Source organism: Paenibacillus mesotrionivorans, from assembly GCF_046098205.1.
Taxonomy (GTDB): domain Bacteria; phylum Bacillota; class Bacilli; order Paenibacillales; family NBRC-103111; genus Paenibacillus_AR; species Paenibacillus_AR mesotrionivorans.
Genome location: NZ_JBJURJ010000002.1, coordinates 208560 through 234688 on the forward strand (window position 1 = coordinate 208560; position 26129 = coordinate 234688).

The following is a 26129-nucleotide window of genomic DNA, read 5'->3' on the forward strand; positions in this document are numbered from 1 at the left end:
ATGGCAAAGACAGCGGACCGCTGTTACAATGTAGCCATGCCGGATGTCAGAAACTACACCTAAGGAGAGGTCAGATATGTATTCCCTGAGATTGATTGCCGTAGCCATGCTGTTCCATGAAGACAGGCTCTTGATGATGAAGCGTTCCCCCAACCGTACCTTGTCTCCGGGACAATGGGCTGGTATAGGAGGGCATCTGGAGCCATACGAGATGGCGGCCCCCCTTGCTGCCTGTTTGCGGGAGGTAGAGGAGGAAACGGGACTTCTGTCTGAAGATATTGAGGGTCTGGAGCTGCGGTATATCGTCACCCGGCTCAGCGGCACCGATCTGCGGCAGCAGTTCGTGTTCGCAGGCCGCGCCAAAACAGATAAGCTCTCCCGCACGGATGAGGGAGAGCTGCATTGGATCCCCCGGGATGAAATTCTGAACCGGGATATCCCCTATGTGTATCGGAGCCTCTTGGAGCATTACCTGCAATTTGGCGCAGCCGGGGGACTGTGGGCGGGAACCGCCACCTTGTCGGGGCAAACCGAGGACGCAGACGGCGGGCATAAGCCCAACATGATCTGGGTGCCGCTTCATGACCCTCTTTTGCTGTAAACCTCCGTTGTTCACGCGCCTGCCGCCTCATTCTTCGACCGGGAACTCTCCGGCGTGTAACCAGCGGCCAGGTCCCGCCACTTTTTCAGGACTTTCCAAGCTTCCTTGCGGGCATACAGCTCCCGGGCCAGCTGGAAGCCCTCCTCGTAGGTGGAAACCTTCTCATTCCAGTACAGCCGCAAGCCCGCATTATAAATGACATGCTCCCGCTCGTTCATTATCTCCGGCGCATCATCCCCCTGGATGAGCCGCTCCAGCAGCTCCAGCTGGCGTCCGGGAGAAGCCGGCTCCAGCACATATCCGGAGAAGCCGAAGGTGGACGGCTCCAGAATAGCCGTTTCATCCGTATCAGCGGAAATAATCCGGATCGTGGAGCTTTTGGCGATGGAGAGATCCTCCGAACCTTCCATTCCCTGCACGATAAAAGCTTTTTTGATGCCTGCCTTGGGTAGAATCTCCACCAGGCTTTCCACGGAAAACCGTTGCCCTGCGCCGATGAGCATCTGGTGGGAATGGACCGGATTGAGAATCCGCTCCACCTGGCCCATGAAGGTGTCCAGCCCCACCTCCTCCTGGAACCGCCTGATGCCGCCTAGCGCCGGGCACATTCTGTCGGTTCGGATATAACCGATCTTCACAGCGGCAAAAACGGCTTCCCAATCGCTGGCCGCCAAATCCGTCTGTATCCCCAGCCCCTGCAGCAAACCGCCCAGTGTGGCTCCATGTCCGGTAACCGCTCCCCCGCTGCCGTGCAGCACCTGGGCGAAGCCGACAGATGCCATCAGAAGACTTACCGGCAGAGTAACCGGCAGAATTTGACGGGGCGCATAAGCACCTGCGCAGTTGAGGGACTCAGAGAAGGAGGCGTATGGAAGCGAATACCTCCGGAACACATCCACAAACGCAGTCACCTCCTCGGTCGTCTCCCCCTTCATCCGCACAGCCGTCAGAAACGCAGCCGTTTGCGCCTCTGTGGATTCTCCCCGTGCAATGGCATGAGCGGCGGCAACAGCCTCGTCATAGGTGAGGTTCCGGGCTTCCTTCTTGGTGGTGCCCACCGCTTTTATCCACTGTTTCATTTTGTAGCCTCCTTTAACCGGACATTCACGGGGACGGATACCCGTCCGACCATCCATACCGAGAAACCTTCATGGACCGGACATGAACATCTCCCTCCGAGCCTCTAATCCGTAAGATTATTTCTAATATTATCCATATATATGACATGATAGAAGAGATTAAATTACGAATTTCAGATATTCATTCATATACTCTTTATTATATGTGAGTATTCCTTACACTTCAAATATACAACGATGTCACAGAAAGTTCAACGTTCTTCCTCGGATTGTTGATGTTCCGCCATTCTTTTTGGGCGTTTATCCTGCTTTTGAGGAAAAGCTGGAGAAAAAGACGAATGGTTTCCCCCGCACCCGGGAGCAATATTCGCAGTCGCTCCGGCCACGTCTTCTTCCGGGATTAACAAAAAGACCCCCGGTTATCCTGCCCGGAGGTCTTCCATGGCTGTGCCGCAGGCAACACTGCCTTAAGCCTCAGCCCTTTTCGCTGAACTCAAATTCAAACTTGCCGATCCGGACCGTGTCCCCGTCCTTGGCTCCGCGGTCACGCAAGGCCTGGTCCACACCCATCTTCCGCAGCGTCCGGGCAAAACGGAGCACCGTATCGTCAGAAGCGAAGTTGAAACGGCGCATCATCGTTTCGATGTTATTGCTCTCCACGACAAACACGCCATCCTCGTCCACTTCGATGCTGAAGTCGTTGGGGTCCTTCTGCTTGGTGAAGGTATATACCACCCGTTCCTGAACCGGATTTTCTTCCTTCTCCTCATCCAGCTCCTCCGGAACCGTGGCCAGCATCTGGGTGATCCGGTAGATCAGCTCACGCACACCTTGGCGGGAAGCGGCCGAAATCGGAATAACCTCCGTAATCCCATGCTCCTCTTCCAGCTTGCGCTTGAAGATCTCCAGATGCTCCGCCGCTTCGGGGATGTCCATTTTATTGGCGACCACCAGCTGCGGGCGACGCTCCAGCTTCACATTATAAAGCTTAAGCTCGTCGTTGATCTTCACCCAATCCTCGTAAGGATCGCGACCTTCGCTGGCGGACATATCCACCACATGGACAATGACCCGGGTCCGTTCCACATGGCGCAGGAACTCGTGGCCAAGACCGATTCCGGTATGTGCGCCTTCGATCAAACCCGGCAGGTCGGCCATAACGAAGCTTTGGCCTTCCTCCACATCCACCACACCCAGATTGGGTGATAATGTGGTGAAATGATAAGCGCCGATTTTGGGCTGGGCTGCCGATACCATGGACAAAAGGGTGGATTTACCGACGCTGGGGAAACCCACAAGCCCTACGTCCGCCATGACCTTCAGCTCCAGCAGCACATAGCGCTCTTGCCCTTCCTCCCCCTTCTCCGCAATACCAGGAGCCGGGTTGTTGGCCGTAGCAAACCGGGCATTGCCCCGTCCGCCTCTGCCACCCTTGGCAATCACCACTTCCTGACCGTGCCGGGTCATATCGGCAATCACTTCTTTGGTGTCATCATCCACCAGGAGAGTCCCCGGCGGCACACGGACAATCATATCCTCCGCGCTGGCGCCGTGACGGGTTTTGGTTTGGCCCCGTTCGCCCTTGGGAGCCTTATAATGCCGCTGGTACCGGAAGTCCATCAAAGTCCGCAAACCTTCGTCCACACGGAAAATAACGTCTCCGCCGTTTCCGCCGTCCCCGCCTGCCGGCCCCCCGTTCGGGACATAGAGCTCCCGCCGGTAAGAGACGATGCCGTCTCCGCCGTCGCCCCCTTTAACAAATACTTTCGCTGTATCTACAAACATGAAGCCACACCCTTTTTTGTGAAAATGCATGATGCCCGTTGTGCTTACGGACAGTTTATTTATGTCGGAAACGGAAGCGCCAGGGCGATAACCGCCCGGTCTTCCCCATATTCTTCTTCCCTGATGCTCAGCTTATCCTTATATTTGCGCAGAAAGTCCGATACCACCGTACGGAGCCGGGCCCAATCCGCTTCCCCTTGGAATACAAAATCCACCAGAATCTCGGCTTCTTCCTCATCAAAACCGAGACTGAGCACCGACGGCTCACCCTGGGATGGAACGGCGTTGCGGATGAGACGTTCGGAAACACCTTCAATAAGCTGAAATACCTCTTTTTCGGACATAGCCAGCTTCTGCAGATTCATTTCTGTCTCCAGCTCAACCTCCACGCGGCAGGTGCCGCCGGATACGCGCTGCTCCATCAAATACACAGCCAAGGCGGGGTTTCCCAGCTTGCAGATCAGGCTGTCCTGCAGGGCAGACGTCCTTATTTTATCCATATATTCCGGCAATATATCATACTTCTTGAGACGGGTATAACCAAACAATACCTGCAGCTCATTCATCCAGTCATGTCTGTAATGGGTCAGAAGCCGGAGAATGGTTTCCCTCTCCCGGAGCTTGTGCCCGTCTACCACCGCAGCGCCCAGCACCCAGGCCGAACCACCTGCAATGACTGCCAATATCACCCTTATGACAAGGGGCATCGGCCATATAACAAGAGCCGCCAGCGCCAGAACGCTGACTGCGCCCGCCGCGGCCCGTAATCCACTCCCACGTGCCATCCCGTTTTCCCGCCTTCCGTTGACCTCTTGCGTTTTCCGCAGGTGCGAAAAACCGGCTTTCGAAAGCATCTGCACACCGTAACGGCTGCCGCGGCAAGATGCGGCTTCCCTTGTTTTCGGAGGCCTCTTACCAAAAAAACTCCGGCAGTCAATTCTGCCGGAGTTTTAGTCGCGAGTCCTTAAGCTTCAACTGTAGCAGCAACCGGTGCTGCTTCTACCGGGTAGACGCTGACCTTCTTACGGTCGCGACCCCAGCGCTCGAACTTGACGACTCCTTCTACTTTCGCGAACAGAGTATCGTCTTTGCCGAGACCGACATTGTTGCCAGGATGAATCTTCGTGCCGCGTTGGCGAAACAGGATACTGCCAGCAGTAACTGTTTGTCCGTCAGCACGTTTTGCGCCCAGACGCTTCGCTTTGCTGTCCCGACCGTTCTTGGTGGAGCCTACGCCCTTCTTGGAAGCGAACAGCTGCAAATTAAGCTTCAACATGGATGTCTACCTCCTTCTTGATTTGGTTGTATGTCCGTCCCGAATGGTGACGAATGCACCATAGGATTCTTGTATGGACTGTATCATCACCACCATCGCCTCCAGCAGAAGCTGGACACGCTCGGCTGTTTCACCAGGAGCAAGCTCCGGTACGGCAGCCTCCAGAAACCCTTCCTCCACCCGGCCGGCAAGCTCAAGGCCCGTCAGCTTCTCAATGGCGTTCAAGGTTCCCACGGTAACAGCGGATACTCCGGCGCAAACAATATCCTTGCCCGGATCATTATAACCTGCATGGCCCGTTACGGTGAAGGAAACGATGCTTCCCTTCGCGTTCCGGTCAATCCTCACCTTAATCATAGAAAGCCGCTCCCCTGCCGATTAAGCCTGGATGCTTTCGATGGTGATCTTGGTGTAAGGCTGACGGTGGCCTTGCTTCTTACGGTAGTTTTTCTTGGCCTTATATTTGAACACGATGATCTTCTTGTCTTTGCCATGTTTTTCAACCTTGGCAGAAACAGAAGCGCCGGCTACAAGGGGAGAGCCTACTACCAGCCCGTCTTCCTTGGAAAGCAGAAGAACACGGTCAAACTTGACCACGTCGCCTTCAGCAGCGTCAACCTTCTCGATGTAAATAACATCGCCTTGTTGAACCTTATATTGCTTACCGCCTGTTTCGATAACAGCGTACATTTCGTTGCACCTCCTCATGTTGAGACTCGCCGTGAGTCCAGGTGACCGGCTTGGCCGATGCTTCAGGAACCCGACCCGTGCGGTTGCAGCATGTTTTACAACATACCAAAACAGGATAACATATTATGCCCATGATAGCAAGGACGTATTTGGCAGAATCGCAGCAATCACATTATAAGGGCGTCCCCGCCGAGTCTGATGTATGCCGCCCCCACGCATTTTCTTGCCCATACACCTTAAGACCCTCTTCCCGGATGGCATTCAGCTCCTCCGCCGTCATTAAGCCCGACCGGTACAAATTGAGATACTCCTGGGAAACCGTCTGGTCAAAAATCAGCAGATCATCGGTGTTGATTGTAACCTTCACCCCATAATCGTACAGCCGCCGGATGGGATGGCTGCCGTAGTCCTCCGCCCTGCGCAGCATAATATTGCTGGTGGGACATACATGGAGTCGTACGCCCGCTTCCGCAAGCCGCCGCATCACCAACGGCGACTGAGCCGCTGCAATCCCGTGATGCACCTCGTCCAGCTCCAGCTCCTCCACCGCTTCCAGAACATCCTCCGCCGTCCCGAATTCCCCTGTATGGGCCCGCAGTACAACACCATAGTTCCTGGCCAGCCGGAATAAATCCTTGAAGCAGCGGACAGACTGCGCCAGTTCATTCCCGCAAATATCCACAGAGCGGAACCAGCCGCTTGCTAATGCCTCCTCAAAACGCGCTTTCACCTGATCGGGATTGCAGCCCCTGTCCAAAGCCAGCTCCGGCAAAAATACCGCCTCCGGCGCATAGCGGCTGTGCATCTCCTTCATTGTACGGATAAAAGGCCCCACTCCGCCCAACGACTGGATTTCATCCAGCCCGTAGTTTAGCGCCAGGACCCGGATCCCGTCCTCGGCAGCCTGTACAAACGAAGCCTGAACACGAAGGAGATAACCCTCCAGACCAGGGCAATAGGATTTCACATGAATAGTAAACCAATCGCCCATTTCCCCCAGGGTAGCAAACCGCCCGGACGGCGGCGCAAGCTTAGCCTTGGCCAATTGAGCCACATACCGGATATTGCCGCCCCGGCCTGCATGGCTGTGCAAATCACTTTTGGGAATGTGCGCGACCTCTGACAAGTCCTCTTGCTCCAATGCTTCCATAAACCGCTGCTTCATCGTATCCCCCCGTAACCATTATCCAATCGTTGGAAATAAACTACTACGCAGAAAATGGGATAAGGGTTCCAGGGAATGAGTATCAAAGATCATTGGAATACATACCCGCTTCCTATATAATCACCCTAACAGTTTGTTCACCCGAGTTTCCGAAAGGTGTGATCCCCCACATGCATGTAATGTTCCAAAAGCTTCTGCAGGGAATAGAGCTGACCGGCGATTTAAAAAGCGACGTCAGCGCGTTTCTTACCGGCAACGACTGTCCCGCCACTGCCCTCCATTCTATGGAGGTGGGCGAGGAAGCGCGCAGCACCGCTCTTCGCTTCGGCGGCGATCCGCAAGCAGCAGAGGCGGCCGGCTGGCTTCATGACATCAGCGCCGTGTTTCCCGCAGATACCCGGGTTGAGGTTGCGCGGATCCTGCAGGTAGAGGTGCTTCCCGAGGAAGAGCAATTCCCCATGATCATCCACCAGAAGCTGTCCCGGGTTATGGCCGAAGACATTTTTGGAATCCGCAACACAGAAATTCTTGATGCAGTTGGATGTCACACCACACTCCGGGCAGGATCAAGCCATTTGGACCGGATATTGTTTGTGGCGGACAAAATTGCCTGGGACCAAACAGGAACGCCGCCGTATCTGGACAGACTAAACGCAGAGCTGGAGCGTTCCTTGGAACACGGGGCGTACGCCTACCTTTCTTACCTGTGGGAGCGCCGGAATACGCTGCGCGTGATTCATCCCTGGCTGCGCGAGGCCCATGGGGAGCTGGAGCAGGCCCTCCGTTTGCCTGTAAAGCCCCGCTGCTCGGCTTTTGTTGTGCTGGATCTGGACGGCACCCTGCTCAACTCCCGCAAGGAGGTTTCCCCGCGCAACGCCAAGGCGGTGCTGGACTGTGGCCATGGGCAACGCTATACCTGAATTGAAGGAATTTGCAGCAGAGATTACCGTTTCCCATGACCGGGACGGCGTTGCATTGGTTTTGGAATCCCTGCTTCATGAATTGACCCGAAGCTGAATAAAGCCCGATGGTGACAGATGGAAAGCGGAATGGTAGTATATATAAATGGTATTGGCACCAACATCAGAAGGAAACAGGTGAATTGCGCCTATGGCGAAGCGTTTTTTTCGATTGCTGACAGAACTTTCCTCCCGTAAATCTATTTCTCGACTGACCGGCTCCTTCGCCAAATCCAGGGTTAGCCGCAGGCTGATCCCCTGGTTTGCCCGCACGTACGGAATCCGGGTGGAGGATGCGGAGAAGCATGTACGGGAATATGCGTCGCTGAACGATTTCTTCTCGCGGCGGCTGAAGCCCGGCTTGCGACCCATCGCCAAGGATGCGGATATTGCCGTCAGTCCCGTGGATTCCTTGATCACCGGCATTGGTCCCATCCGGGAGGGACAGCTTCTTCAGATTAAAGGCCAGGACTATACCCTGGAGGAGCTGCTGAACGAATCGCCCCGGCTTGTCAGCTATACAGAAGGATTCTTTATGGTGCTGTACTTAAGCCCTACCGATTACCACCGGATCCATTCTCCGGTCGCCGGCAAAATCCTGGAGAAGGAGCATATCCCCGGTAAGGTATATCCGGTGAACGATTTTGGGCTGGTCCACATGAAGCGTGTCCTGTCCCGCAACGAACGCCTGGTGACCTATATCCGCCATGATTACGGCGAGCTGGCGGTGGTGAAGGTAGGCGCCATGAATGTCAGCAGCATTCAATATGCAACTCCGCTGCCGAATTGTCTCACCCGCGGCTGCGATCTGGCCTATTTCGAATTCGGCTCCACGGTGGTGCTCCTCTTCGAGAACGGCACCTTCACTCCCCGGCCGGATCTGCAAACAGGAAAAAAGGTCAAAATGGGGGAAACCCTGGGTCTGCTTCACAACAAATAAACATTTATTCTTGTCAAAAAATCAGCCGGCTTCCCGCATCCCATGCGGCCGAGGCCGGTTTCCCTATTAGAGAGGAGAGAAAATCGTGTCCGTACCTGCATCACACTTAAAGGGAGGAGCCGCTCAAGGCTCCGGGCCCGCTTCAACCGGGAATAATGCTACCATCTACAGCATTTTATTCGCCATCAGTCTGGTCCATCTGCTCAATGACTCCATGCAATCGGTGATCCAGAGCATCCTGCCGATTCTGGAGGAGGGCATGAGCCTGACGTACCTTCAAGTGGGTTTCGTCATCTTCGGACTGAATGTCACCTCCTCCATTCTCCAGCCCGTCGTAGGTATGTATACCGATAAAAAACCGTCGCCCTGGCTGCTTCCCACCGGAATGGTGGCCAGCTTCTTCGGTATGCTGACTTTGGCCTTCGCCAATCAATATTGGCAGGTCATTGTGGCTGTGGTGCTTATCGGCCTGGGTTCGGCGGTATTCCACCCCGAGGGCTCCCGGGTGGCCAACATGGCGGCTTCTCCGCGCCAGCGGGGCTTGGCCCAATCCATTTTCCAGGTGGGCGGCAACGCAGGCCAATCTCTTGGTCCCATTATGACCGCGCTGATTTTCGTCACCGCCAAACAATTCGGCGCCATCTACTTCACCTTTGTCGCCGGGGCCGCCATATTGGTCCAATGGTTTGTAGCCAAGTGGTATAAGGCCTACATCACCGCCAACCCGCGGGCCGCCCGAGCATCAAGCGCCACAGTCTTCACTCCCGAACGCAAGCGCAAAGTCCGCAATGCCGTGGTCATGCTGGTGGTGCTGGTATTCGCCAGATCCTGGTACTCCGCCTGCATTTCCAACTATTACGCGTTTTATCTCCGGGATGTGCTGAATACCAGCATCGGCAACGCCCAATGGTACATCTTCACTTTCCTGGGCGCCGGAGCTGTAGGGACCTTCTTCGGGGGGCCGCTGGGAGACCGCTTCGGGCGGAAGAACATCCTGTTTTTTTCCATGCTGGGCAGCGCTCCGTTTGCACTCCTGCTGCCGTATGCCAACACGTTCTGGGCGCTGCCTCTTCTGGCAGTGATGGGCTTTATCCTGCTCTCCAGCTTTTCGGTGACTGTCGTATATGCCCAGGAGCTGGTTCCCGGCAAAATCGGAACCGTATCGGGTCTGATTACCGGTCTGGCCTTTGGCATGGGGGCATTGGGCTCCGTTGCCTTGGGGGCGATGGCCGACTTTACCAGCATCAGCTTTGTAATGAAAATATGCTCGGTGCTCCCGCTGCTGGGACTGCTGACGTTCCTGCTGCCCGCCGACACAACCGTCCGTTCCTGGTCAGGGGAGTAAGACTGAATTTACATTTCCTTTACATTTGATTCACAATTCGTTCAATCCTCGCTGGTACCATAAAGGTACAGGCGCTTGGGGCTACCCTTTAAGCCGGAGTATACCGGGCCACGGGGAAGCCGAAACACCTTCAGTCACAAGTCCAGCGGAGCCTGCCGATACGCGCAGGCTCCTTTTTTTCTGCCCTAAGCCATTTGACGAGGAAAGGTGTGAAATCATGAGACAAACCCGGCTTGCCCTCCGCAAGCTTCCTGCCCGCAAACGTCCTCCCCTTACGCTGTGGCAGTCCGTTTGCATATCGGCAATCCTGGGTCTGGCCGCCCTGGCCCTGTGCCTGGGTATGGAATGGATGACCAGAGGCTCCTTTACCGAGGTGCGCTCCTGGATGGAAGGAAGCCGCAGCATATTTTTCTTGAATGCCATGCTGACCTTTTTTCTGCTCCTGCTGTGTTATGGCGTTATCGGTTCTCTTCTGCCTGCCATGGCCACGGCTGCGCTGTTATTGTCAGTGGGATCGTTGATCAGCTACTTCAAGACCAGGCTCATCGGCGAGCCCTTTTTCCCTTGGGACATCCTGTTAAACCAGGAGGGAATGAACATCGCGCCCTTGGTAACCGGCTCCAACGCATATATCCGGATCGGCGTCATCATTCTGGTGGTGGCGGGCCTGGTCCTTCTGCGGGTAAAGCTGGGGCGTTTTGCTCCCTCCTGGTGGGGCCGCCTGGGCCTGGTTCTGGTAGCTGCGGCGGGGTTGGTCTCCTTCGCCTTCCAGAGCACGTGGGCCAACCGGATGCTGAATCAGGCAGGTGTTGCCCAGATTATCTGGAACCAGCAGGAGAACTACGGCAACAACGGTTTTGCCTTGGCTTTTACTTTAAACGTGAAAAATTCCATTATCACCAAACCAACCGGATACGGGGAGCAGGCCATTGACAGCATTGCCGCCAAGCTCACCTCCTCCCGGGGAGGAATGGCCACAGCTGCAGCAGATACGGCGGAGCCTGCAGGAAAGCTGCCCCATGTGATTTTCGTAATGAGCGAGGCCTTCTGGGACCCAACACTGCTGCCGGGTGTGACCTTCAGCGAGGATCCGCTGCCCACCATCCACCGCCTCCAGGAGCGCTACGGAGCCAGCACCATGCTTACCCCCCAGTTCGGCGGAGGCACCAGCAACGTGGAGTTTGAGGTGCTGACGGGGTTTTCCACCAGCTTTTTACCCAGCGGCTCCGTGCCTTACCAGCAATATATCAGCCAGCCTATCCCCAGCCTGGCCAGTTTTTTTGAAAGCCGCGGCTACCGCAGTTTGGCTGTCCATTCCTACGAGGGGTGGTTCTGGAACCGGAACAATGTTTACAAATGGATGGGGTTTGAGGGCTTCAAAAGCCTGAGCCACTTTACGGAGCCGGAGTACAAGGGTGCCTTCATTGCGGACAGCGAGGTCTCCCGCAGCATTATCCGGGAGGTGGAGAAGTCGGAGGAGCCGGTATTTATTTACGCCGTTACCATGCAGAACCACGGGCCTTACAACGATGACCGGTACGGCCAGACAGACATTGCCATCGACGGGGATATGACGGATGAGGCCAAACAGATCATCAACACCTATACCCAGGGGGCCAAGGATGCAGACGCCAGCCTGAAGATGCTGATTGATTATTTTGAGGAAAAGGAAGAGCCAGCCTATATTGTCTTCTACGGCGACCATCTGCCCATGCTGGGGTATGATTACGATGTTTACCGGCAAACTGGCTTTATCGGCTCCCCTCTGACGGAGGAATGGAGTTTGGAGGAGCTGCGCAGCATGCGCTCCGTCCCCTTGGTCACCTGGACCAACGTTCCGGTGAAGGCGGAGCTGCCTGCCACCATCAGCTCGTCCTTCCTGGGATCCTTTGCGCTGAAGGCGCTGGGGATTGAACCCGTCGGGCAGTTCGCCTTGAATGCGGAGCTGTATCCATCCCTGCCGGGTCTCCTGCGCAATCTGACCATTGACAGTGGTGATACCCTGTCCGGGATCGTACCGGAGGAGGCAAGTGCATTGGTGGAGGATTACCGGCTGCTCCAATACGATATGCTGTTCGGCAATCAATATCTGGCGGGCAAAATGGATGAGGACTTCCTCGGCCGCCTGGCCCTGCCCGCCTACAACGTTATGGATGCGGAGCAGCCGGCGCTCCGTTAGTTTGCCGGCTCGCCAAAAAGCCCGATGGAGAAAATCCTGTCTGCAGGATTCTCCATCGGGCTTCTTTGGGGCGATGCCGCTTCTTGCTCAGGGCGTGTTTGCAACACACCCTACCGCATCTCCGAAGGGCTTTTGCCTGTGTAATGCTTGAACTGGCGGCTGAAGAAAAACACATCCCGGTACCCCAGCTCATGGGCCACCTCGGACACGGACAGCCCGGCATACCGGAGCAGATGCTCCGCCCGCTCGATGCGGGAGCGGATGATGTAGGACTGCACCGACTGGCCGATCATCACCCGGAATTTGGTGGAAAAATACTTGGGGGATAGATTGGCCCGGGCCGCCAGATCCTCCAGCTTGTGATGGCGGGCTGCATGAAGACGGATGTAATTGGCCACCTCGTGGATGGCCTCGGTCAGTTGGACGCTGTCACCGCCGCCCTCCGGCTCCTCCACCCGGTCCTCCCGGAGCAGATGTATCATCAGCTGCTTCAGCACCAGCCGCGCCTCCACCTCCGCTCCGAAGGTTTTCTCCACAAGAAACAGCCGCACATAACTGGAAAGCAGACGTTCGAAATCCACATTTTCCTTGACGACCCTGTACGGCTCCGGCACCAGCTCGGGTATCCGGTTAAGATCAAAGTGAATATAAGTAAGGGTCAGCGGCTTCTGGGGATTATGCACCGCATAGGTATCATCGCCGGGACGAAATAGAAAGCAGCTCCCCCGGCTGATCCGGTATTGCACCCCGTTCAGGTGCACCTCCCCTTCCCCGCTCCACACATAGAATAAATCGTAATTGGGCAGCCTTTCCTCCCTGCGGTGCCATTTCCAGCCGGGCTCACAGAGGATTTTGGCAAAAGAGGGCTTCAAAATAAAATCATCCGGCGAAATCTCCAGCATCGGCCTACGCTTCCTTCCGTCACATCCTGTTCTTATGCTTATTGTAACGAAAGTGGCCTAACGCTGCCAATGAAAATCATTCTTACCCCTTTTTTATCCGCGTCTTTTATAGCGCATCCGCCAATAGGCCAGCATCCATAGTCCGGCTGTAAGCACTATGGTAACGAACACATTCCAATACCAATGAACAGGCAAAGCACCAGCGGTGACGGTTATAACCGCCTTTTGGCTTAAACCGCTAGGCAGAAGCACCGCCAGCCGCGGATCGGGAATATTCGCCAGTATCAGCAGAATTGCCGGTATAAGAATCGTAAGCCCTGCCGCCTGAATTTGAGTATTGGCGATTGCACTAGCCGTCACACCCAGAGAAATCAGGAACAGGAACCAAAAGCTGTAGAGCAGCATGGCCTGGAGGTACAAGACCGTATCAACGGGACTGTAGTAAATATTCGTATAATAAACACCCGCCCATGAGCCGACAAAACAGCTGAACCACAAAAGTGCCATACTGGACATGTATTTGCTAGCCAGATATTGGCCGGTACGGATCGGCTTGGAGAAAAGAATATCCAATATTCCGCTTTTTTCTTCCTTTACAATACAACCCATTAAGGTGAGGGCAATCATCATAATGCCAAGTTGGTTCAACTGGCCGAAAACTCCCGAAAAAATTTCGTTGCCAGTGGGGATTGGCGCATTCGGGTCGAGGATCAGACCGCTGGTTTCCCCGATCATAAGGGGCAATAACTTCATCGTTACAGGCTGCAGTATCCCGATGGCTATGAATACCAGCGGAAGCCAAAGCAGCTTATATTCCCGCAGCGCCTCCGTCCACTCTTTTTTCAACAGGATGATGACTTGATTATTCATCTTTCCCACCCACTAACTGGATAAAATAGTCTTCCAGCGACAGCTTGCCCGCTTCTATTTTGCTAAACTCCACGTTATACTCCAGCAGGCTGGACAAAATTCTCCGGACCCACGCCTCATCCGGCTCAAGGGCTTCCAATTGGACAGCATTGTCCCGGACATAGACACGGGCCATTTTTTGGACATGGTTGATCCAGGCTTGGTTTACCAGCCGGCATTCTATAAAGAGTGCATTGGTCTGTTTACTTTTTGTCCAATCGGAATAATAGAAATCCTCCAGCTTCTGGCCCATTCTCATGATGCAGAAACGGTTGCATATTTCCTGTGCGTCACCCAGAATGTGGGTGGAGAAAATAACCGTGGCCGATTGTTTAATTCCCCCGATGAGGTCCAGTACCTCCCGGCGGCCAATGGGGTCAAGGGCGGAAACCGGTTCATCCAAAATCACAAATTCCGGCCTGTGAATTATCGCTTGGGCAATTCCCAGCCGCTGCTTCATGCCGCCCGAAAAACCGCCAACCTTCCGTTTTCCGGATTCCGCTAATCCCACTGTGCCCAATACCTCCAGAACCCGGGCCTGGAGCGCCGTTTTCTTCCCCCCGGACAATTGTCCATAGAAGGACAATACTTCTTCCGCCGTCATCCAGTCGTGAAACTGCGGATATTGCGGCAAGTAGCCGATCAATGCCCGCTGCTGCTCGATCTTTTTCCCGTTTATGCTTACACTGCCGCGGCTTGCCTGGAGAATGCCGGATACCATTTTTAATAACGTGGTTTTCCCTGCACCGTTTGGACCAATCAGTCCGATGCAGTCTCCCCTCTGGATGGTTAATGTAAAATCCTCTACAGCCTTGCGGGTGCCAAAGGTTTTTGTTAACCGCTCCAGTTCTACAAACGGTGCGTTATATGCTTGTGTCATGTGGGCTTCTCCTGCCTAAGAGCAAATAAAGGACAGGTCCGATGGGAGTAATGAGCAGCGCTATCAAAATCCATAACAGCCTCTGTCTTCGTTCCTTCCAGTTTCTGACCATATCCAGAATCACAATACACACCAAAACCATCTGAATCACAAACAACGGTGCAATAACGGCTGCCAAATCGGGAGAAATAGAGAATAATTCCGCAAGCTTTTCCGTCATGTTTCCTTCTCCCTTCTCAATCCCTTTAATATTTAGGTATTTAATTAAATATCTAAATAAAGATGTGCAAAACTCTCCCTCCTTGTCTGCCCGCAGCCGCGGCACGGCTGCAGGTCTTCTGAGCAAAGGGGAGAGCGGACAGTGCTGCGGACTTATTCCGCCAGCTTCTTCACCCAATTAGCCACATCCTCAACCAGAGAAGCGGCCACATTGGAGGGCTGGCCGTATTCCATGCCCATGGATATGGAGCCATACTCGGACAGCAGATGGTTGACGGAGGGGTAAGAGGTGAAGGTTACATTGCTGCGTTCCTTCAGCGCTTCCTTCCAGCCCTCATATTGTTTCATGCTGACCTGCCAGTCATTCTCTCCTTGAGTGATGAACATGGGAGTGGACTGGGTTTTGGCCAGCTCCCCCGGCTGATATTCCCGCTGCTCAATCCACCAGTACGGGTCTCCCCAAGGAAATTGCTCCGGCAAATGATCCACGGAATAAACCGGGTCGTTGATGATGTCCACCATACGCTTATAAGCGGCTACCGCCCCCTCCTGCCGGGCGACCAATTCTGCAGGCTGGCCTGTTTCCTTCAGGAGCTGGAGAGCCACCTCCTGCTGCTCCACGAGGACCTCGTTCATATTTCCGCTGGGCGCAGACAGCAGCACCGCTCCCTTGACCGAAGCGCCTGCTGGCTTCTCCAGCATCAGCGGCAGCGCGTAACCGCCTTGGCTGTGTCCGGCGATGAAGATGTTGTCGGGGTCAATTTCCTTCAGGGTTTTGGCCAGCTCCACCGCCCGCAGGGCATCCGCCACGGTCTCGTCCTCCAGGGAGAACCGGGAACCGTCGGCCATTACCTTCAGGGAATGTTCGGCCGTAACCTTGTCGTACCGCAGCACGGCGATCCCTTGGGCTGCCAGCCCGGAGGCCAGATCCCGGAACGGCTTGGCGCCGCCGATGGTTTCATCCCGATCATTGGGGCCTGAGCCGTGAACCAGAATCACCATCGGGAAGGGGCCTTCCCCCTTGGGAAGAGTCAGTGCTCCCGGAAGGGCAAACTCCCCTTCCCCTACTACAATTTCACGTTCTGTGTACAAATTGGGGTTATCATAAGAAGCAGGCTGATGGGTGGAGGCCGCAGGGGCATTGGCAAGATCATCCACTCTCCCCTGTTTGTCAAAACGGAGCACCAGCGCAATCCGTCCCGGCGGAATATCCAGCTCATAATCCAATACCACATTGGAATGGACACCGTTTATTTCGGTTTTGGTACCCACCAGCTTGGGATGAGCGACGGCCAGACCCTGGAATTCGGCCAAAGTCCCTGCTACAGTTTTGGCACCGAGGGCCTTCATCAGCGCGGGGGAGGAGCCGGCCGCCAGTTGTTCCCTGTTACCGTTAAGAAGATGATAGACATAGGCGGTTGCCTTCAGTGTCAAATCATCCTGGGCCACAGGCAACTGCCCGCTCCCATCCAATGCCAGCCCGGCGAATTGCTCCAATGCAGCAACAGGAAGCACCGTTTGTTCATCCACCAAACGGACTGGTGCACCAAGATGGATTTTTGCGCCGCTTAGCTCCGCTTCCGCAGAGTCAATCCATACCTTCAATACCACGGAGCCCCTTGAGGCCGTGACACTACGCTCCTCCCCGTTCCATTCCACACGTGCGCCCAACAGCTCCGCCCCCTGACGCAGGGGAACCAATGCAGCTTGCTCCTGCGGGGAGGCGGAGACGGGAGCGGATTGGCTTTCTGCCGGTGAGAATGCAGGAGCATTAGCTGCGGCCATGGCACCTACAGGCATGGATAAGCTTGAGGTGACCAGCAGGGATAAGGATAAAAGTGCGGCTTGCTTTTTCAACCTTCATCAGTCCTTCCGGATTTTATAATTAGATAATTACCTAAATGTTTAATTAAACAATAATACGGATCCCCCCGTTTGTCAAACCGCCATGTGCTTTTTCCGGGAATTACCGGAGCGTACGGCGGTAGGTTTGCAGGCTGACAGCAATATGTGCAGCACCGAAGATCAGACCGGCGGCCAGCAGCGGAACCGCGTGAAGAAGAACCGATGCCAGAAGAAAATATACCGACGGGAACACGGCCAGCGGTACAGGTATCCCCCATAATGGAGTGAATAACCGGGCGAAATCTCTGCCGCACCGGTAATACACCATCCAGACTGCATAATACAGCAAGAGACATACAGCCATCCCCGCGAGAGCGGCGGCTTCGTACCCATGGCTGAGGCGGACCGGATAAAACAGAGGCAGCACAATCGTGCCCACCCGTCCGGCAGTCTCCGCAGCGGCTAAAACCGGGTGAACCCGGCTTCCGTCGGGGGCCGGAACATTCCGGGGAGACAAAAACATAAAACTCACACTGGGAAGCATAACCAAAACCGGTATAATGAAACTGGAGATATGAAGCATGTGTCTGCCTCCGCTTTAATCATGTTATCCATCCGGATCAAGGGGGTCTGCTCTTATGAGAAGAGAAGAATTTGATGTTCTAAGCCGTGAGGAAATCGACGCCTTTTTGACGGAGGCCTCCTTCGGCTTCCTCGGGGTAATGGGTTCCGACGGGTGGCCTCACATGAAGCCGTTGAATTATGCCTACACCTGCGGAGCCATCTATTTCCACGGTTCGGCCAAGGGGGAGAAAATGGACGACCTTGCCCGAACCCGCCAGGTCACCTTCGCGGTAGCCAAGGAGTATGCCATTATCCCGTCCACCTTCAGCGATTCGCCTGTGGCTTGCCCCGCAACCGCCTTCTTCAAGTCCGTCCATATTAAAGGATTGGCCGATGTGGTTACGGACCCCGCAGAGAAGGCTTCTGCCTTAACTGCCCTGATGCAAAAGCTGCAGCCGGAAGGCGGGTATGCCCCCATCGATCCCGAGGATGCCCGCTACAAGCAGATGCTGAAGGCGGTAGCAGTCGTGCGCGTATCCATAGAGGAGATCACCGCCAAATTCAAATTTGGCCAAAATCTCTCTGAAGCCCGCAGAGAGATCATCATCAGCCGCCTGGAGGAGCGGGGCAGGCCTGACGACGCTGCTACGGCCGGACTGATGCGAGCCTACGCTCCAAGCTCCGGAACGGAGGAATAGCCGCCAAAAAAAGCCCGAAGCGAATCAGGAGCTCCGTCAGACAGACCCCTTAAGCGCTTCGGGCTTTTAATTTTATTTCACATAAAGCCGCGCCCGTTCCTCCCAAATTTCCCCGGGCTCCAGCCCGAACAGGCCGATTTCCTCGGCAGGAAGGCCGGTGTTGGGCGCATTCACCAGATTAATCTGTGGTTCGGGACAGAAGAAGCCTTCCCGGGCTCCGTTGTTATAAAGCATCCATTGCTTGTAGGAGGTCCCTGCGTCGTACACCAGGGTGATGCCTTCTTTTTTGTCTGTCAGCTCCATGAAGTTGCGGCCATTCTGGGGTTTGACCGTATAGTGGTTGTCCAGCGGAATGGCAAAGGGGTTCACGCCTTCTCCCTGCAGAGCGGTTTCCTCCGCTGACAGGGGAAGCTTACCGCCTGTGGGCAGCGTGCGGCCGGACATTTCCCAGCGTTCGCCGATGGTGACCTTCACCAGATAATCTGCCGCTGCGCTATCCGGTGCAAAAGGCACACTCACTGCTGTATGGAAAGCCAGAAGACAAGGCATGGATACGTCCCCGTCATTGCGGATAAACAGATGCTGCGCCAAGCCGCCTTCCGCGCTGAGGGAATAAGTCAGCCGGATAGTGAAATCAAAGGGCAGATACTGGTGAACGGGATGGCCCTCACGCACCTGAACGGCTACCGTTACAACGCTTTCAGTGCCATGTACACCGATATGCTCCACTGTCCAGGGAATGGTATGGACAAAACCGTGGATATGGTTATTGTCTCTGGGGCTATTGACCGGAAGCTGATACGTCTTGCCGTTCCACGGGAACTTGCCGTCCTCGTAGCGGTTGGGCGGGAACAATACGGGAATCCCGTAAATGGCCGGATGGGCTTTGAAATCCTCCATGCCGCCTTCCGCCGGCTCATGCAGGAACCGGTACCCCTTCTCCACGTCCCGGAACGCCACCAGATTGCCGCCATATTCAGGCAGAATCGCCGCTTCATATTTGCCGGCCTTTAACCAGACCGCTGTTTCGCCTTGAAATTCGCCTGCCTTCGCTTCATAAACGGACATGTACAGGTCTCCTGTTCGTTTTGGATTGATACGCTTTCACATCTTTCTCCCAAAGGATACCATTCCGGTGCTCCAAGTCAAGGGGAAATCTGCTTCGTGGGCACCTATCGGCCAAATGCGATGATCAGCTTGCCGGGAGCTGCGGTGCTAATACAAGTTCAAGCTGTAACGGAACCAGGAGACTCTTAGCCGCTAAATTCGGCCCTTTCAAATCTCTAACGGAACTCACAAACCCTTAGAGTTCAAAATGTAACCGTAATCTCTCTTTAGGTGACGCTAAGAGCCGCATAGTTCCGTTACATTTCAATTTGAGCCAAAATTCCTGGCTAAGGTCCGCTCCGTTCCGTTACTCCGTCACACTCCCCAGTTACTTCTTCATACTCGTCCGTCCACACCTTCAAACCGATTCCCGTCGCAGCGCCCCAAAAACAAACAGAGCCCTGCAGCCACAAGGGCCGCGGAGCTCCGCAGATATAGCAGTTTATTTCCGATTACCGGATTTCGGTCATCGGTACGCCGTCCATGTCGTCGAACGCTTGGTTCTCGCCGGCCATGCCCCAGATGAAGGTATAAGCGGCAGTACCTACGCCGGAGTGGATGGACCAGCTCGGGGAGATAACCGCTTCTTGGTTGCGCATGATGATGTGGCGGGTTTCGGTCGGTTGTCCCATCATGTGGAACACAACGCCGTTTTCCGGCATATCGAAGTACAGGTAAACTTCCATGCGGCGCTCATGGGTATGGCAAGGCATGGTGTTCCACATGTTGCCCGGATCCAATTGAGTCAGGCCCATGACCAGCTGACAGCTTTGGATGCCCTTCTCGTGGATATATTGGTAGATAGTGCGCTCGTTGGAGGTTTCGATGGAGCCCAGGTGACGCGGGTTGGCATCCTTCTGAGCAGCCTTCACAGTCGGGTATTGCTTGTGGGCCGGAGTGGAGTTCAGGTAGAACTTGGCCGGATTAGCGGCATCCGCGCTTTCGAACAGCACTTCCTCTGCGCCAAGACCTACATACAGACAGTCCTTGTTGTCCAGCTCATATGCGGTGCCGTCCACCTTAACGGTGCCCTTGGCGCCGATATTGATGATGCCCAGCTCGCGGCGGGCCAGGAAGAAGGGAGCACCCATGTCCTTTGCGTCGGCTTCCAGCTTGATGGCTTCCTTAACAGGTACGGCAGAGCCGGTAATAAAGCGGTCATTATGGCTGTAAACCAGCTTCAGCTCGCCCGGTACAAACAGGCTTTGAATCAGAAAATGGTGGCGCAGCTCTTCAGTATCGTACTTTTTCACGTCTTGGGGATGATTGGAGTAGCGGATTTCCATAACAGCAATTCCTCCTTAGATATGGTCATTCAAAGGTCATACCGGTAAAACCGGCTGATAAACTTCATTCCGGTTTCAAACAGGTTCATTCATGTTCATTCAAACTTTCTATACGTTCATATGGTACCATATTACGAACGAAATTACCATATCACTTCATTTCTTCACATTTTCTTTAGGGTGACGGAAAGCGTAGGCTAGTGGTATAATATTTGTCAATGTGTATACCAATTTGAGGAAGGATGACCCCCATGCACCCTCTGGCCCAAAAGCTGAACGAAACCATTGAGAAGAACAGCCCGCATCTTCACGAAATGCTCTCCGATCTGGGCAAGCTCATTTATTTTCCCAAGGACGGAATCCTGAGCCAGTCCGCCGAAGCCAAAGCCAAGGCCAAAACATACAATGCCACCATCGGCACCGCTTTGGAAAATGGCCAACCGATGCATTTGAAGGTGATTCAGGACACCCTCTCCGCATACGCGCCCAAGGACCTCTACGAGTATGCTCCTCCCGCCGGCAAACCCGAGCTGCGTACCGCCTGGAGAAGCAAGCTCCTGGTGGAGAACCCGTCCCTCTCCGGCAAAAGCTACGGCAACCCCATCGTCACCAATGCGCTGACCCACGGTCTGTCCATTGTGGCCGACCTGTTCGCGGGTCCCGGCGATGCCGTGATTATCCCGGACAAGAACTGGGAGAACTACGAGCTGACCTTCTCTATCCGCCGCGGCGCGGAAATGGTATACTATCCCCTTTATAATGAGGATAGAAAGTTCAATGATGCGGGTCTGAAGGATGCCATTCTCGCCCAGAAGGAAAAGGGCAAGGCCATCGTGGTGCTGAACTTCCCCAACAACCCTACCGGCTACACCCCTGGCGCCGAGGAAGGCCGCAAGATTGTGGAAGCCGTCAAGGCAGGTGCGGAAGCCGGCATTAATGTGGTGGTGGTTACCGACGACGCTTACTTTGGACTGTTCTTCGAGGACTCCCTCCACGAGTCTCTGTTCGGCTCCCTGGCCGGTCTGCATCCCCGGGTGCTGGCCATCAAGGTGGACGGCGCCACCAAGGAAGAGTATGTGTGGGGCTTCCGTGTCGGCTTCATTACCTACTCCGACCCCAATGAAGCGGTTCTGGCCGCGCTGGAGCAAAAAACCATGGGCATCATCCGGGCGACCATCTCCAGCGGCCCGCATCCGTCCCAAACCTTCGTGCTGAAGGCTATCCAATCCCCGGACTTCGATCTCCAGCGGGCGGAGAAGTACCAGATCATGAAGGGCCGGGCCAACAAGGTCAAGGCTGTGCTGGATTCCGGCAAGTACGGAGAGGCATGGGATTATTATCCCTTCAACTCCGGGTACTTTATGTGTCTCAAGCTCAAAACCGTAACTGCCGAACAGCTCCGCCTGCATCTTCTGGACCAATACGGCGTAGGCACCATCGCATTGGGTGAAACCGACCTGCGTGTAGCCTTCTCTTGCATTGAGGAAGCCAATGTGGAGCATCTGTTTGACCTGATCCACAGCGGTGTGCAGGATTTGGAAAAGGTTTCCGCTAAGTAAGGGATTTACGAAGCAATAATGAAAGCCGTCCGAACCTTCGCATAAAGCGAGGCTCCGGACGGCTTTTTTTAACGAAAAACAACCTCCCTGAGGAGGCTGCTTTTAGAGGGTGGCCGGTTTGTCCGCCACCAATGTGAACATTTTGGGGATACCTTTGTCAAATACCTCCGAGGACTGGTTGGGCTCCTCCACCAAATGGCGGATAATTAGCCCCGATTGGGCTGCGGCCGTAACGACCTCCCCCAGGTTCCAATAACGCACCTTGGCCTTGGGCAGTACGGCCTGCTCCTCCTCTGGCAAAAACTTGCCGTAGGCTACATCCACCTCTTTGATAGAGGTATCGAAGTAATCTCCCGTCACCTTATGCTTGCGGATGTTGGCTGTCGTTCCCCTGGAGGTGATAAGCTTCATGGTAACGGGATGGAAATCCTGGAGCACCAGCCGTCCACCCGGCTTCAGAAGTCCCCCAACCAGCTTCATCAGAGGCTCGAGATCGGTAAAATAATGGAGGATTCCCCCTTCCATCAGCACCAGATCATAGTCGCCGCTTATTTCCTCCCGGGGCAGCTCCAGCACATCGGATACCACATAATGCAAAGGAACTCCGGCTTCACAGGCCAGCTCACGGGCGAACCGGGCATTCTGCTCGGAGATGTCCACCACCGTGGAGTCTGCACCCAATAACGCCATCGCGATTGCCTTAGACCCGTGGGAACCCAGCAGGTTGGCGGCCTTTTTCCCTTTTAAATCTCCCATGTACCCATACAGGCCCTTCAGCCGGGCGGCGGGGTTGGCCTTGATCCGTGCCGCCGCCTGCTCCACAGAGCCGAATCGGCTGATCCAGGCCTCATAGGTACTGTTGTTCCACGCCTTCTCATTGGCGCTGGAATGTTCTTTTTGATCCGGCATGCAAGCCCTCTCCTCCGAAAAGTAAGCTCAATCATTGCTATCTTACTTTAGCGGTTATCGGGGGCGCATGCAAGCGCGGAATACAATCACGCGGAACCGGAATTATTGAATCTTGATTTCGGTTACCAGGGCGTTGGAGCCCTTCAGCTCCACCACACGGTCTGTAGCAGGAAGGCTGCCTCCGGTAATGGAAACCGTAGGCGCCACATTATATACCGCCTCTTGGACAGAACCGCTTACCGTCTGGGCAATCTTGATCGTGGCAATTTTACCTTCAGTTGTCAGTGTCATATCCTTATAAAGCCCGATAACACTAAAGGTCGGATTCGTAACCGCACTGGTCACCTCCACAAAAAGGGCAGTGCCGTTATAGGTGCGAATTTTCAGCGTATCGCCTGCCACCAAAGCATTCAACGCCACCCGGGTTCCATTGCGGTAAATAAAGGCGTTGGCGTCAACCACTACGGAAACCGTTTGTCCGTCCTTCTCCACCAGAAGCACGTTGCCGGCAGGAGCGGCGGACAGCTTGCCGGTTACCAGAGTTTGGTCCTGGCCGGAGCCGTTACCGGGAAGCTGCTCACCGGTGCGGTCCAGCAGGGCTGCCAGCTCGGCACGGGTCACAGGGCGTTCGGGACGGAACGTATTGTCCTCATAACCATCGATGAGTCCTTTTTCCAAGGCTACCTTCACATAACCCACAGAGCCTGCGGGAATCTGGTTGGCATCCCGGAAGGTCAGCTTGTCGTTCATTCTGGCTTTGGCTTCTGCATCCAGCTTCAGGGCTTTAACCAGAAGCGTAGTGGCCCATAAACGGTCGGCCGGCTTTTCCGGCTGAATCTTGTCGTCGGTCTCCAGGAACAAATCATTCTCGGCAGCTACCGCCACATAACCGGTTGCCCAGCCATACTGCCTTTTGATCAGATCCGCGTCCTTAAAGTTTAGGTTGGAGTTCATTTCCTCCTGGGACTCGGCCTTCTCCCGCAGGCCCATCAGACGAACAGCCGCTGTCAGCGCTTCAATGCGGGTGATTGGCTTACGGGGCTGGAAGCTGCCATCCTCATACCCTTCGAAGACCCGTTTGGAAGCCAGGCTGGCAATATACTTCATCGCCCATTCCACGTCGGCCCCTTTGACATCGGGGAAATTCAGAATAATATTGATGTTTCCATTGGCTTTGTAGTTGTCCTTGGTTTGGCTGGTATACTTGTTATCATTGTTTCTGCCTTGGTCCTTACCGTTTCCATTTCCCTTGCCGTTGCCATTGGCCAATGCAGAGGCGCCGCCTCCCGCCAGCATGGATACAGCCAGTCCTGCAGCAATCATCGCTTTCATTGTCTTCTTTGTCTTCATTCGTAGAGCACTCCCTCGCTTTGGATTAGGTTTGTCTGGTTCTGGCCAAGAACCGCTTCGCGAAGTGGGGGTTGATGCTACAAGGTTTCGGGTGGCAAGAAGAGATTGAGGGGGTGGGAGGAACATGTTAGACTGGTAAAGGTATAGGGAACCCCCAAAAGTGAAGCAAAGCGTTGCAGCAAATTCCGATTACTTTTGGGGGAGCCCCGCCTGTTTTAACCAAATTTACATAAGAAGGAGATGTACATGCGCAGAAAAAAGAAGTCCACCTTGCCTAAATGGGGGCTGCTTGCCCTTCTGGTTGTCATTCTGGCAGGCGCCGCCATCGGGTATGCCAAGCTCCGCAGCGGGGATGGGAGCAGTGCCTCCGCCCCGGAAACACCGGCTGGCTCCGCCCCCGTATCCAGCCACAGTCCGGCTGCCGCCTCACCTGCCCCTACCAAAACACCCATTCCTTCGGAAACCGTAGATGTGGCCATCATCGGCAGCGAGCTGGAAGGGATGTATCTGGCCCGGGCTGCAGCGGATGAAGGATTACGCGTCAAGATTATCGACCCCAGGGCCAAGGCCGGCGGTCAATTGCTCCAGGGAGAGATGCTGTTCCTGGATGAAACCCGGGACGCCAGCGGCAAGCTGCTGGTGCAAGGCCGGGCCAAGGAGCTGTTCGACGGCTTCCGTGCCGGACGGATCCGGAAGCTGAGTGAATTCCAGACCTATTACGCCAAACTGGCCAACGGCATTCCGATGGAATCAGGCATCACGATACAGGATGTGGCTGTTGCCCCGGGAGTTCAGGGAACAGAAGCCGTGCAATCCGTCATTTACAAAACCGCAGACGGCAGTGAGAAAAAGCTGACCGCCTCCTACTGGGTGGAAAATTCAGATTTTGCCGCATTGGCTTCCCGCTTGAAGGTCACCCGTCTGCCGGGGCTGGAGAAATTTTACGGCCAGGATCAGATTGAATATATGAGTGCGGGCATGATGATGAAGTTTAAGAATGTGGATTGGGCCCGTTTCCAGGCTGCCTACAAGGAATCCGTCAATGAGAGCTTCGCCATCGGGCTCACCGGGGTGACCCGGGGGTACAAGCCTACCAACGACAGCGTCTTTTTGCGGGGGCTTAATGCAGTCAGCCAGCGGGACGGGGAAGTCATTATCAATGCCTTCCTGATTTACCAGGTGGACCCCTCCGACGATGCCTCCATTGCCGCAGCCAAGGAGCTGGGCCAGAAGGAAATCCCCCTGATCCTGCAATACTTCAAGAAGAATATGACCGGCTGGGAAAACGCCGAGCTGAACGGCTTCCCCGACTATCTGTACATCCGGGAATTCAACCACTATGAAACGGATTATGTGCTGAAGGTATCCGATGTGCTGGGAGCCCGGATGTTCCCGGATAATGTGAGCATCGCCGGATATCCCCTTGACCTCCAAGGCCTGAAAGCCAACAAATGGGGGATTGAGATGGGCCGCCCGGACAAATACGGCATGCCCCTTCGCAGCTTCCAGCTGAAGAATTACGAGAACGTGCTGATGGCCGGCAAAAATGTGGGCACCACCGCCATTGCATACGGCAGTGCACGGATTCAGCCCAATACCTCCTTGGCCGCAGAGTCCATCGGTGTCATTCTGGGCCAGATCCACGGCAAGAAGAAGCTGCGGGAGCTGACCGAAGCGGATTGGAGCACCCTGCATCCGTATCTGGAGAGCAAGTATAACATCAAGGTGACCGGTGTAACCGGCACCAACAAAATCGCGGGCTGGACAGCGGAGGAAATCGCCAAGCTGGATACCGGCGCGATTATCTACCCGAGCTATGTGAAAACACGGAAGCCGTAACCGTCCATGTCTGCGGACAAAACAAGCGCCAGTCCTTCCCGGT

26 protein-coding genes and 1 other annotated feature are annotated in these 26129 nt (G+C 54.9%); of the genes, 9 read left to right on the forward strand and 17 right to left on the reverse strand.

Features of this window, described 5'->3' with window-relative positions:
- The first annotated feature begins 76 nt into the window (after window positions 1-76).
- Complete coding sequence (locus ACI1P1_RS03350; RefSeq protein ID WP_416214946.1) at window positions 77-601, forward strand: NUDIX domain-containing protein; 525 nt, start codon at window positions 77-79, stop codon at window positions 599-601.
- 11 nt (window positions 602-612) lie between these two features.
- Here the strand turns inward: ACI1P1_RS03350 and ACI1P1_RS03355 are convergent, their stop codons facing one another.
- The 7 genes from ACI1P1_RS03355 to ACI1P1_RS03385 all read right to left on the reverse strand — a co-directional run bounded on the left by ACI1P1_RS03355 (window position 613) and on the right by ACI1P1_RS03385 (window position 6596).
- Window positions 613-1680 carry an anthranilate phosphoribosyltransferase gene (locus ACI1P1_RS03355; protein ID WP_416214947.1) on the reverse strand — a complete coding sequence of 356 codons (1068 nt, stop codon included), beginning with the start codon at window positions 1678-1680 and terminating at the stop codon, window positions 613-615.
- A 474-nt stretch (window positions 1681-2154) separates the two neighbouring features.
- Window positions 2155-3465: a GTPase ObgE gene (gene obgE, locus ACI1P1_RS03360; protein ID WP_416214948.1), complete on the reverse strand. Its 1311-nt coding sequence runs from the start codon at window positions 3463-3465 to the stop codon at window positions 2155-2157.
- Between the two features lie 59 nt (window positions 3466-3524).
- A complete protein-coding gene (locus ACI1P1_RS03365) occupies window positions 3525-4250 on the reverse strand; it encodes a Spo0B domain-containing protein (RefSeq protein ID WP_416214949.1) in 726 nt (241 codons plus the stop codon).
- Window positions 4251-4429: 179 nt separating this feature from the next.
- Window positions 4430-4741: a 50S ribosomal protein L27 gene (gene rpmA / locus ACI1P1_RS03370; RefSeq protein ID WP_416214950.1), complete on the reverse strand. Its 312-nt coding sequence runs from the start codon at window positions 4739-4741 to the stop codon at window positions 4430-4432.
- Between the two features lie 6 nt (window positions 4742-4747).
- Window positions 4748-5098 carry a ribosomal-processing cysteine protease Prp gene (locus ACI1P1_RS03375; protein ID WP_416214951.1) on the reverse strand — a complete coding sequence of 117 codons (351 nt, stop codon included), beginning with the start codon at window positions 5096-5098 and terminating at the stop codon, window positions 4748-4750.
- A gap of 21 nt (window positions 5099-5119) precedes the next feature.
- Window positions 5120-5431, reverse strand: a complete 312-nt coding sequence (rplU, locus tag ACI1P1_RS03380; RefSeq protein ID WP_416214952.1) for a 50S ribosomal protein L21 — start codon at window positions 5429-5431, stop codon at window positions 5120-5122.
- A 12-nt stretch (window positions 5432-5443) separates the two neighbouring features.
- Window positions 5444-5526 (reverse strand) — a sequence feature (ribosomal protein L21 leader region).
- Window positions 5527-5603: 77 nt separating this feature from the next.
- On the reverse strand, window positions 5604-6596 hold the full coding sequence (locus ACI1P1_RS03385) for an amidohydrolase family protein (RefSeq protein WP_416214953.1): 993 nt from the start codon (window positions 6594-6596) through the stop codon (window positions 5604-5606).
- Between the two features lie 170 nt (window positions 6597-6766).
- Here ACI1P1_RS03385 and ACI1P1_RS03390 point away from each other — a divergent pair, with 170 nt between their 5' ends.
- From ACI1P1_RS03390 to ACI1P1_RS03410, 5 genes are all read left to right on the forward strand, one after another.
- On the forward strand, window positions 6767-7516 hold the full coding sequence (locus ACI1P1_RS03390) for an HD domain-containing protein (protein WP_416214954.1): 750 nt from the start codon (window positions 6767-6769) through the stop codon (window positions 7514-7516).
- Window positions 7497-7613 (forward strand): HAD hydrolase family protein, encoded by a 117-nt coding sequence (locus ACI1P1_RS03395; RefSeq protein ID WP_416215174.1) that lies wholly within the window; start codon window positions 7497-7499, stop codon window positions 7611-7613. The genes ACI1P1_RS03390 and ACI1P1_RS03395 overlap by 20 nt, the downstream gene beginning before the upstream one ends.
- 93 nt (window positions 7614-7706) lie before the next feature.
- Window positions 7707-8495: an archaetidylserine decarboxylase gene (gene asd / locus ACI1P1_RS03400; protein WP_416214955.1), complete on the forward strand. Its 789-nt coding sequence runs from the start codon at window positions 7707-7709 to the stop codon at window positions 8493-8495.
- 85 nt (window positions 8496-8580) lie between these two features.
- Entirely contained in the window at window positions 8581-9840 is a 1260-nt protein-coding gene (locus tag ACI1P1_RS03405; protein WP_416214956.1) for an MFS transporter, read from the forward strand.
- A 217-nt stretch (window positions 9841-10057) separates the two neighbouring features.
- Window positions 10058-12019: an LTA synthase family protein gene (locus tag ACI1P1_RS03410; protein ID WP_416214957.1), complete on the forward strand. Its 1962-nt coding sequence runs from the start codon at window positions 10058-10060 to the stop codon at window positions 12017-12019.
- 110 nt (window positions 12020-12129) lie between these two features.
- Here the strand turns inward: ACI1P1_RS03410 and ACI1P1_RS03415 are convergent, their stop codons facing one another.
- The 6 genes from ACI1P1_RS03415 to ACI1P1_RS03440 all read right to left on the reverse strand — a co-directional run bounded on the left by ACI1P1_RS03415 (window position 12130) and on the right by ACI1P1_RS03440 (window position 17357).
- Window positions 12130-12921 (reverse strand): helix-turn-helix domain-containing protein, encoded by a 792-nt coding sequence (locus ACI1P1_RS03415; protein WP_416214958.1) that lies wholly within the window; start codon window positions 12919-12921, stop codon window positions 12130-12132.
- Window positions 12922-13014: 93 nt separating this feature from the next.
- On the reverse strand, window positions 13015-13791 hold the full coding sequence (locus ACI1P1_RS03420) for an ABC transporter permease (protein ID WP_416214959.1): 777 nt from the start codon (window positions 13789-13791) through the stop codon (window positions 13015-13017).
- Window positions 13784-14710 carry an ABC transporter ATP-binding protein gene (locus ACI1P1_RS03425; RefSeq protein ID WP_416214960.1) on the reverse strand — a complete coding sequence of 309 codons (927 nt, stop codon included), beginning with the start codon at window positions 14708-14710 and terminating at the stop codon, window positions 13784-13786. The genes ACI1P1_RS03420 and ACI1P1_RS03425 overlap by 8 nt, the downstream gene beginning before the upstream one ends.
- Window positions 14694-15107 carry a PLDc N-terminal domain-containing protein gene (locus tag ACI1P1_RS03430; protein ID WP_416214961.1) on the reverse strand — a complete coding sequence of 138 codons (414 nt, stop codon included), beginning with the start codon at window positions 15105-15107 and terminating at the stop codon, window positions 14694-14696. Before ACI1P1_RS03430 ends, ACI1P1_RS03425 begins: the two co-directional genes overlap by 17 nt.
- Window positions 15083-16786, reverse strand: a complete 1704-nt coding sequence (locus tag ACI1P1_RS03435) for an alpha/beta hydrolase family protein (RefSeq protein WP_416214962.1) — start codon at window positions 16784-16786, stop codon at window positions 15083-15085. The genes ACI1P1_RS03430 and ACI1P1_RS03435 overlap by 25 nt, the downstream gene beginning before the upstream one ends.
- Window positions 16787-16895: 109 nt before the next feature.
- Entirely contained in the window at window positions 16896-17357 is a 462-nt protein-coding gene (locus ACI1P1_RS03440; protein ID WP_416214963.1) for a hypothetical protein, read from the reverse strand.
- A gap of 55 nt (window positions 17358-17412) precedes the next feature.
- Between ACI1P1_RS03440 and ACI1P1_RS03445 the strand changes: the two genes are divergently transcribed.
- Window positions 17413-18036: a pyridoxamine 5'-phosphate oxidase family protein gene (locus ACI1P1_RS03445; protein WP_416214964.1), complete on the forward strand. Its 624-nt coding sequence runs from the start codon at window positions 17413-17415 to the stop codon at window positions 18034-18036.
- Window positions 18037-18108: 72 nt separating this feature from the next.
- Here the strand turns inward: ACI1P1_RS03445 and ACI1P1_RS03450 are convergent, their stop codons facing one another.
- Together ACI1P1_RS03450 and kduI are read right to left on the reverse strand one after the other, a co-directional pair.
- Window positions 18109-19104, reverse strand: a complete 996-nt coding sequence (locus tag ACI1P1_RS03450) for an aldose 1-epimerase (RefSeq protein WP_416214965.1) — start codon at window positions 19102-19104, stop codon at window positions 18109-18111.
- A 491-nt stretch (window positions 19105-19595) separates the two neighbouring features.
- Window positions 19596-20429 (reverse strand): 5-dehydro-4-deoxy-D-glucuronate isomerase, encoded by an 834-nt coding sequence (kduI, locus tag ACI1P1_RS03455; RefSeq protein WP_416214966.1) that lies wholly within the window; start codon window positions 20427-20429, stop codon window positions 19596-19598.
- Between the two features lie 251 nt (window positions 20430-20680).
- Between kduI and ACI1P1_RS03460 the strand changes: the two genes are divergently transcribed.
- Window positions 20681-21988: an aminotransferase class I/II-fold pyridoxal phosphate-dependent enzyme gene (locus ACI1P1_RS03460; protein WP_416214967.1), complete on the forward strand. Its 1308-nt coding sequence runs from the start codon at window positions 20681-20683 to the stop codon at window positions 21986-21988.
- Window positions 21989-22090: 102 nt separating this feature from the next.
- Here ACI1P1_RS03460 and ACI1P1_RS03465 read toward each other — a convergent pair whose 3' ends face one another.
- Both ACI1P1_RS03465 and ACI1P1_RS03470 read right to left on the reverse strand, forming a co-directional pair.
- Window positions 22091-22897 (reverse strand): class I SAM-dependent methyltransferase, encoded by an 807-nt coding sequence (locus ACI1P1_RS03465; RefSeq protein WP_416214968.1) that lies wholly within the window; start codon window positions 22895-22897, stop codon window positions 22091-22093.
- A gap of 102 nt (window positions 22898-22999) precedes the next feature.
- Window positions 23000-24247, reverse strand: a complete 1248-nt coding sequence (locus ACI1P1_RS03470) for an S-layer homology domain-containing protein (protein WP_416214969.1) — start codon at window positions 24245-24247, stop codon at window positions 23000-23002.
- A gap of 246 nt (window positions 24248-24493) precedes the next feature.
- Between ACI1P1_RS03470 and ACI1P1_RS03475 the strand changes: the two genes are divergently transcribed.
- Window positions 24494-26086 (forward strand): FAD-dependent oxidoreductase, encoded by a 1593-nt coding sequence (locus ACI1P1_RS03475; protein WP_416214970.1) that lies wholly within the window; start codon window positions 24494-24496, stop codon window positions 26084-26086.
- Window positions 26087-26129: the final 43 nt, after the last annotated feature.

Bases quoted from the DNA above. Each gene is read 5' to 3' on its own strand.
- ACI1P1_RS03390 (WP_416214954.1), top strand. From the start codon at position 6,767: ATGCATGTAATGTTCCAAAAGCTTCTGCAGGGAATAGAGCTGACCGGC.
- obgE (WP_416214948.1), bottom strand. From the start codon at position 3,465: ATGTTTGTAGATACAGCGAAAGTATTTGTTAAAGGGGGCGACGGCGGA.
- ACI1P1_RS03475 (WP_416214970.1), top strand. From the start codon at position 24,494: ATGCGCAGAAAAAAGAAGTCCACCTTGCCTAAATGGGGGCTGCTTGCC.
- ACI1P1_RS03385 (WP_416214953.1), bottom strand. From the start codon at position 6,596: ATGAAGCAGCGGTTTATGGAAGCATTGGAGCAAGAGGACTTGTCAGAG.
- asd (WP_416214955.1), top strand. From the start codon at position 7,707: ATGGCGAAGCGTTTTTTTCGATTGCTGACAGAACTTTCCTCCCGTAAA.
- ACI1P1_RS03465 (WP_416214968.1), bottom strand. From the start codon at position 22,897: ATGCCGGATCAAAAAGAACATTCCAGCGCCAATGAGAAGGCGTGGAAC.
- ACI1P1_RS03425 (WP_416214960.1), bottom strand. From the start codon at position 14,710: ATGACACAAGCATATAACGCACCGTTTGTAGAACTGGAGCGGTTAACA.
- ACI1P1_RS03415 (WP_416214958.1), bottom strand. From the start codon at position 12,921: ATGCTGGAGATTTCGCCGGATGATTTTATTTTGAAGCCCTCTTTTGCC.
- kduI (WP_416214966.1), bottom strand. From the start codon at position 20,429: ATGGAAATCCGCTACTCCAATCATCCCCAAGACGTGAAAAAGTACGAT.
- ACI1P1_RS03445 (WP_416214964.1), top strand. From the start codon at position 17,413: ATGAGAAGAGAAGAATTTGATGTTCTAAGCCGTGAGGAAATCGACGCC.
- ACI1P1_RS03355 (WP_416214947.1), bottom strand. From the start codon at position 1,680: ATGAAACAGTGGATAAAAGCGGTGGGCACCACCAAGAAGGAAGCCCGG.
- ACI1P1_RS03440 (WP_416214963.1), bottom strand. From the start codon at position 17,357: ATGCTTCATATCTCCAGTTTCATTATACCGGTTTTGGTTATGCTTCCC.
- ACI1P1_RS03365 (WP_416214949.1), bottom strand. From the start codon at position 4,250: ATGGCACGTGGGAGTGGATTACGGGCCGCGGCGGGCGCAGTCAGCGTT.
- ACI1P1_RS03350 (WP_416214946.1), top strand. From the start codon at position 77: ATGTATTCCCTGAGATTGATTGCCGTAGCCATGCTGTTCCATGAAGAC.
- rplU (WP_416214952.1), bottom strand. From the start codon at position 5,431: ATGTACGCTGTTATCGAAACAGGCGGTAAGCAATATAAGGTTCAACAA.
- ACI1P1_RS03420 (WP_416214959.1), bottom strand. From the start codon at position 13,791: ATGAATAATCAAGTCATCATCCTGTTGAAAAAAGAGTGGACGGAGGCG.
- rpmA (WP_416214950.1), bottom strand. From the start codon at position 4,741: ATGTTGAAGCTTAATTTGCAGCTGTTCGCTTCCAAGAAGGGCGTAGGC.
- ACI1P1_RS03470 (WP_416214969.1), bottom strand. From the start codon at position 24,247: ATGAAGACAAAGAAGACAATGAAAGCGATGATTGCTGCAGGACTGGCT.
- ACI1P1_RS03460 (WP_416214967.1), top strand. From the start codon at position 20,681: ATGCACCCTCTGGCCCAAAAGCTGAACGAAACCATTGAGAAGAACAGC.
- ACI1P1_RS03375 (WP_416214951.1), bottom strand. From the start codon at position 5,098: ATGATTAAGGTGAGGATTGACCGGAACGCGAAGGGAAGCATCGTTTCC.
- ACI1P1_RS03395 (WP_416215174.1), top strand. From the start codon at position 7,497: ATGGGCAACGCTATACCTGAATTGAAGGAATTTGCAGCAGAGATTACC.
- ACI1P1_RS03450 (WP_416214965.1), bottom strand. From the start codon at position 19,104: ATGTCCGTTTATGAAGCGAAGGCAGGCGAATTTCAAGGCGAAACAGCG.
- ACI1P1_RS03410 (WP_416214957.1), top strand. From the start codon at position 10,058: ATGAGACAAACCCGGCTTGCCCTCCGCAAGCTTCCTGCCCGCAAACGT.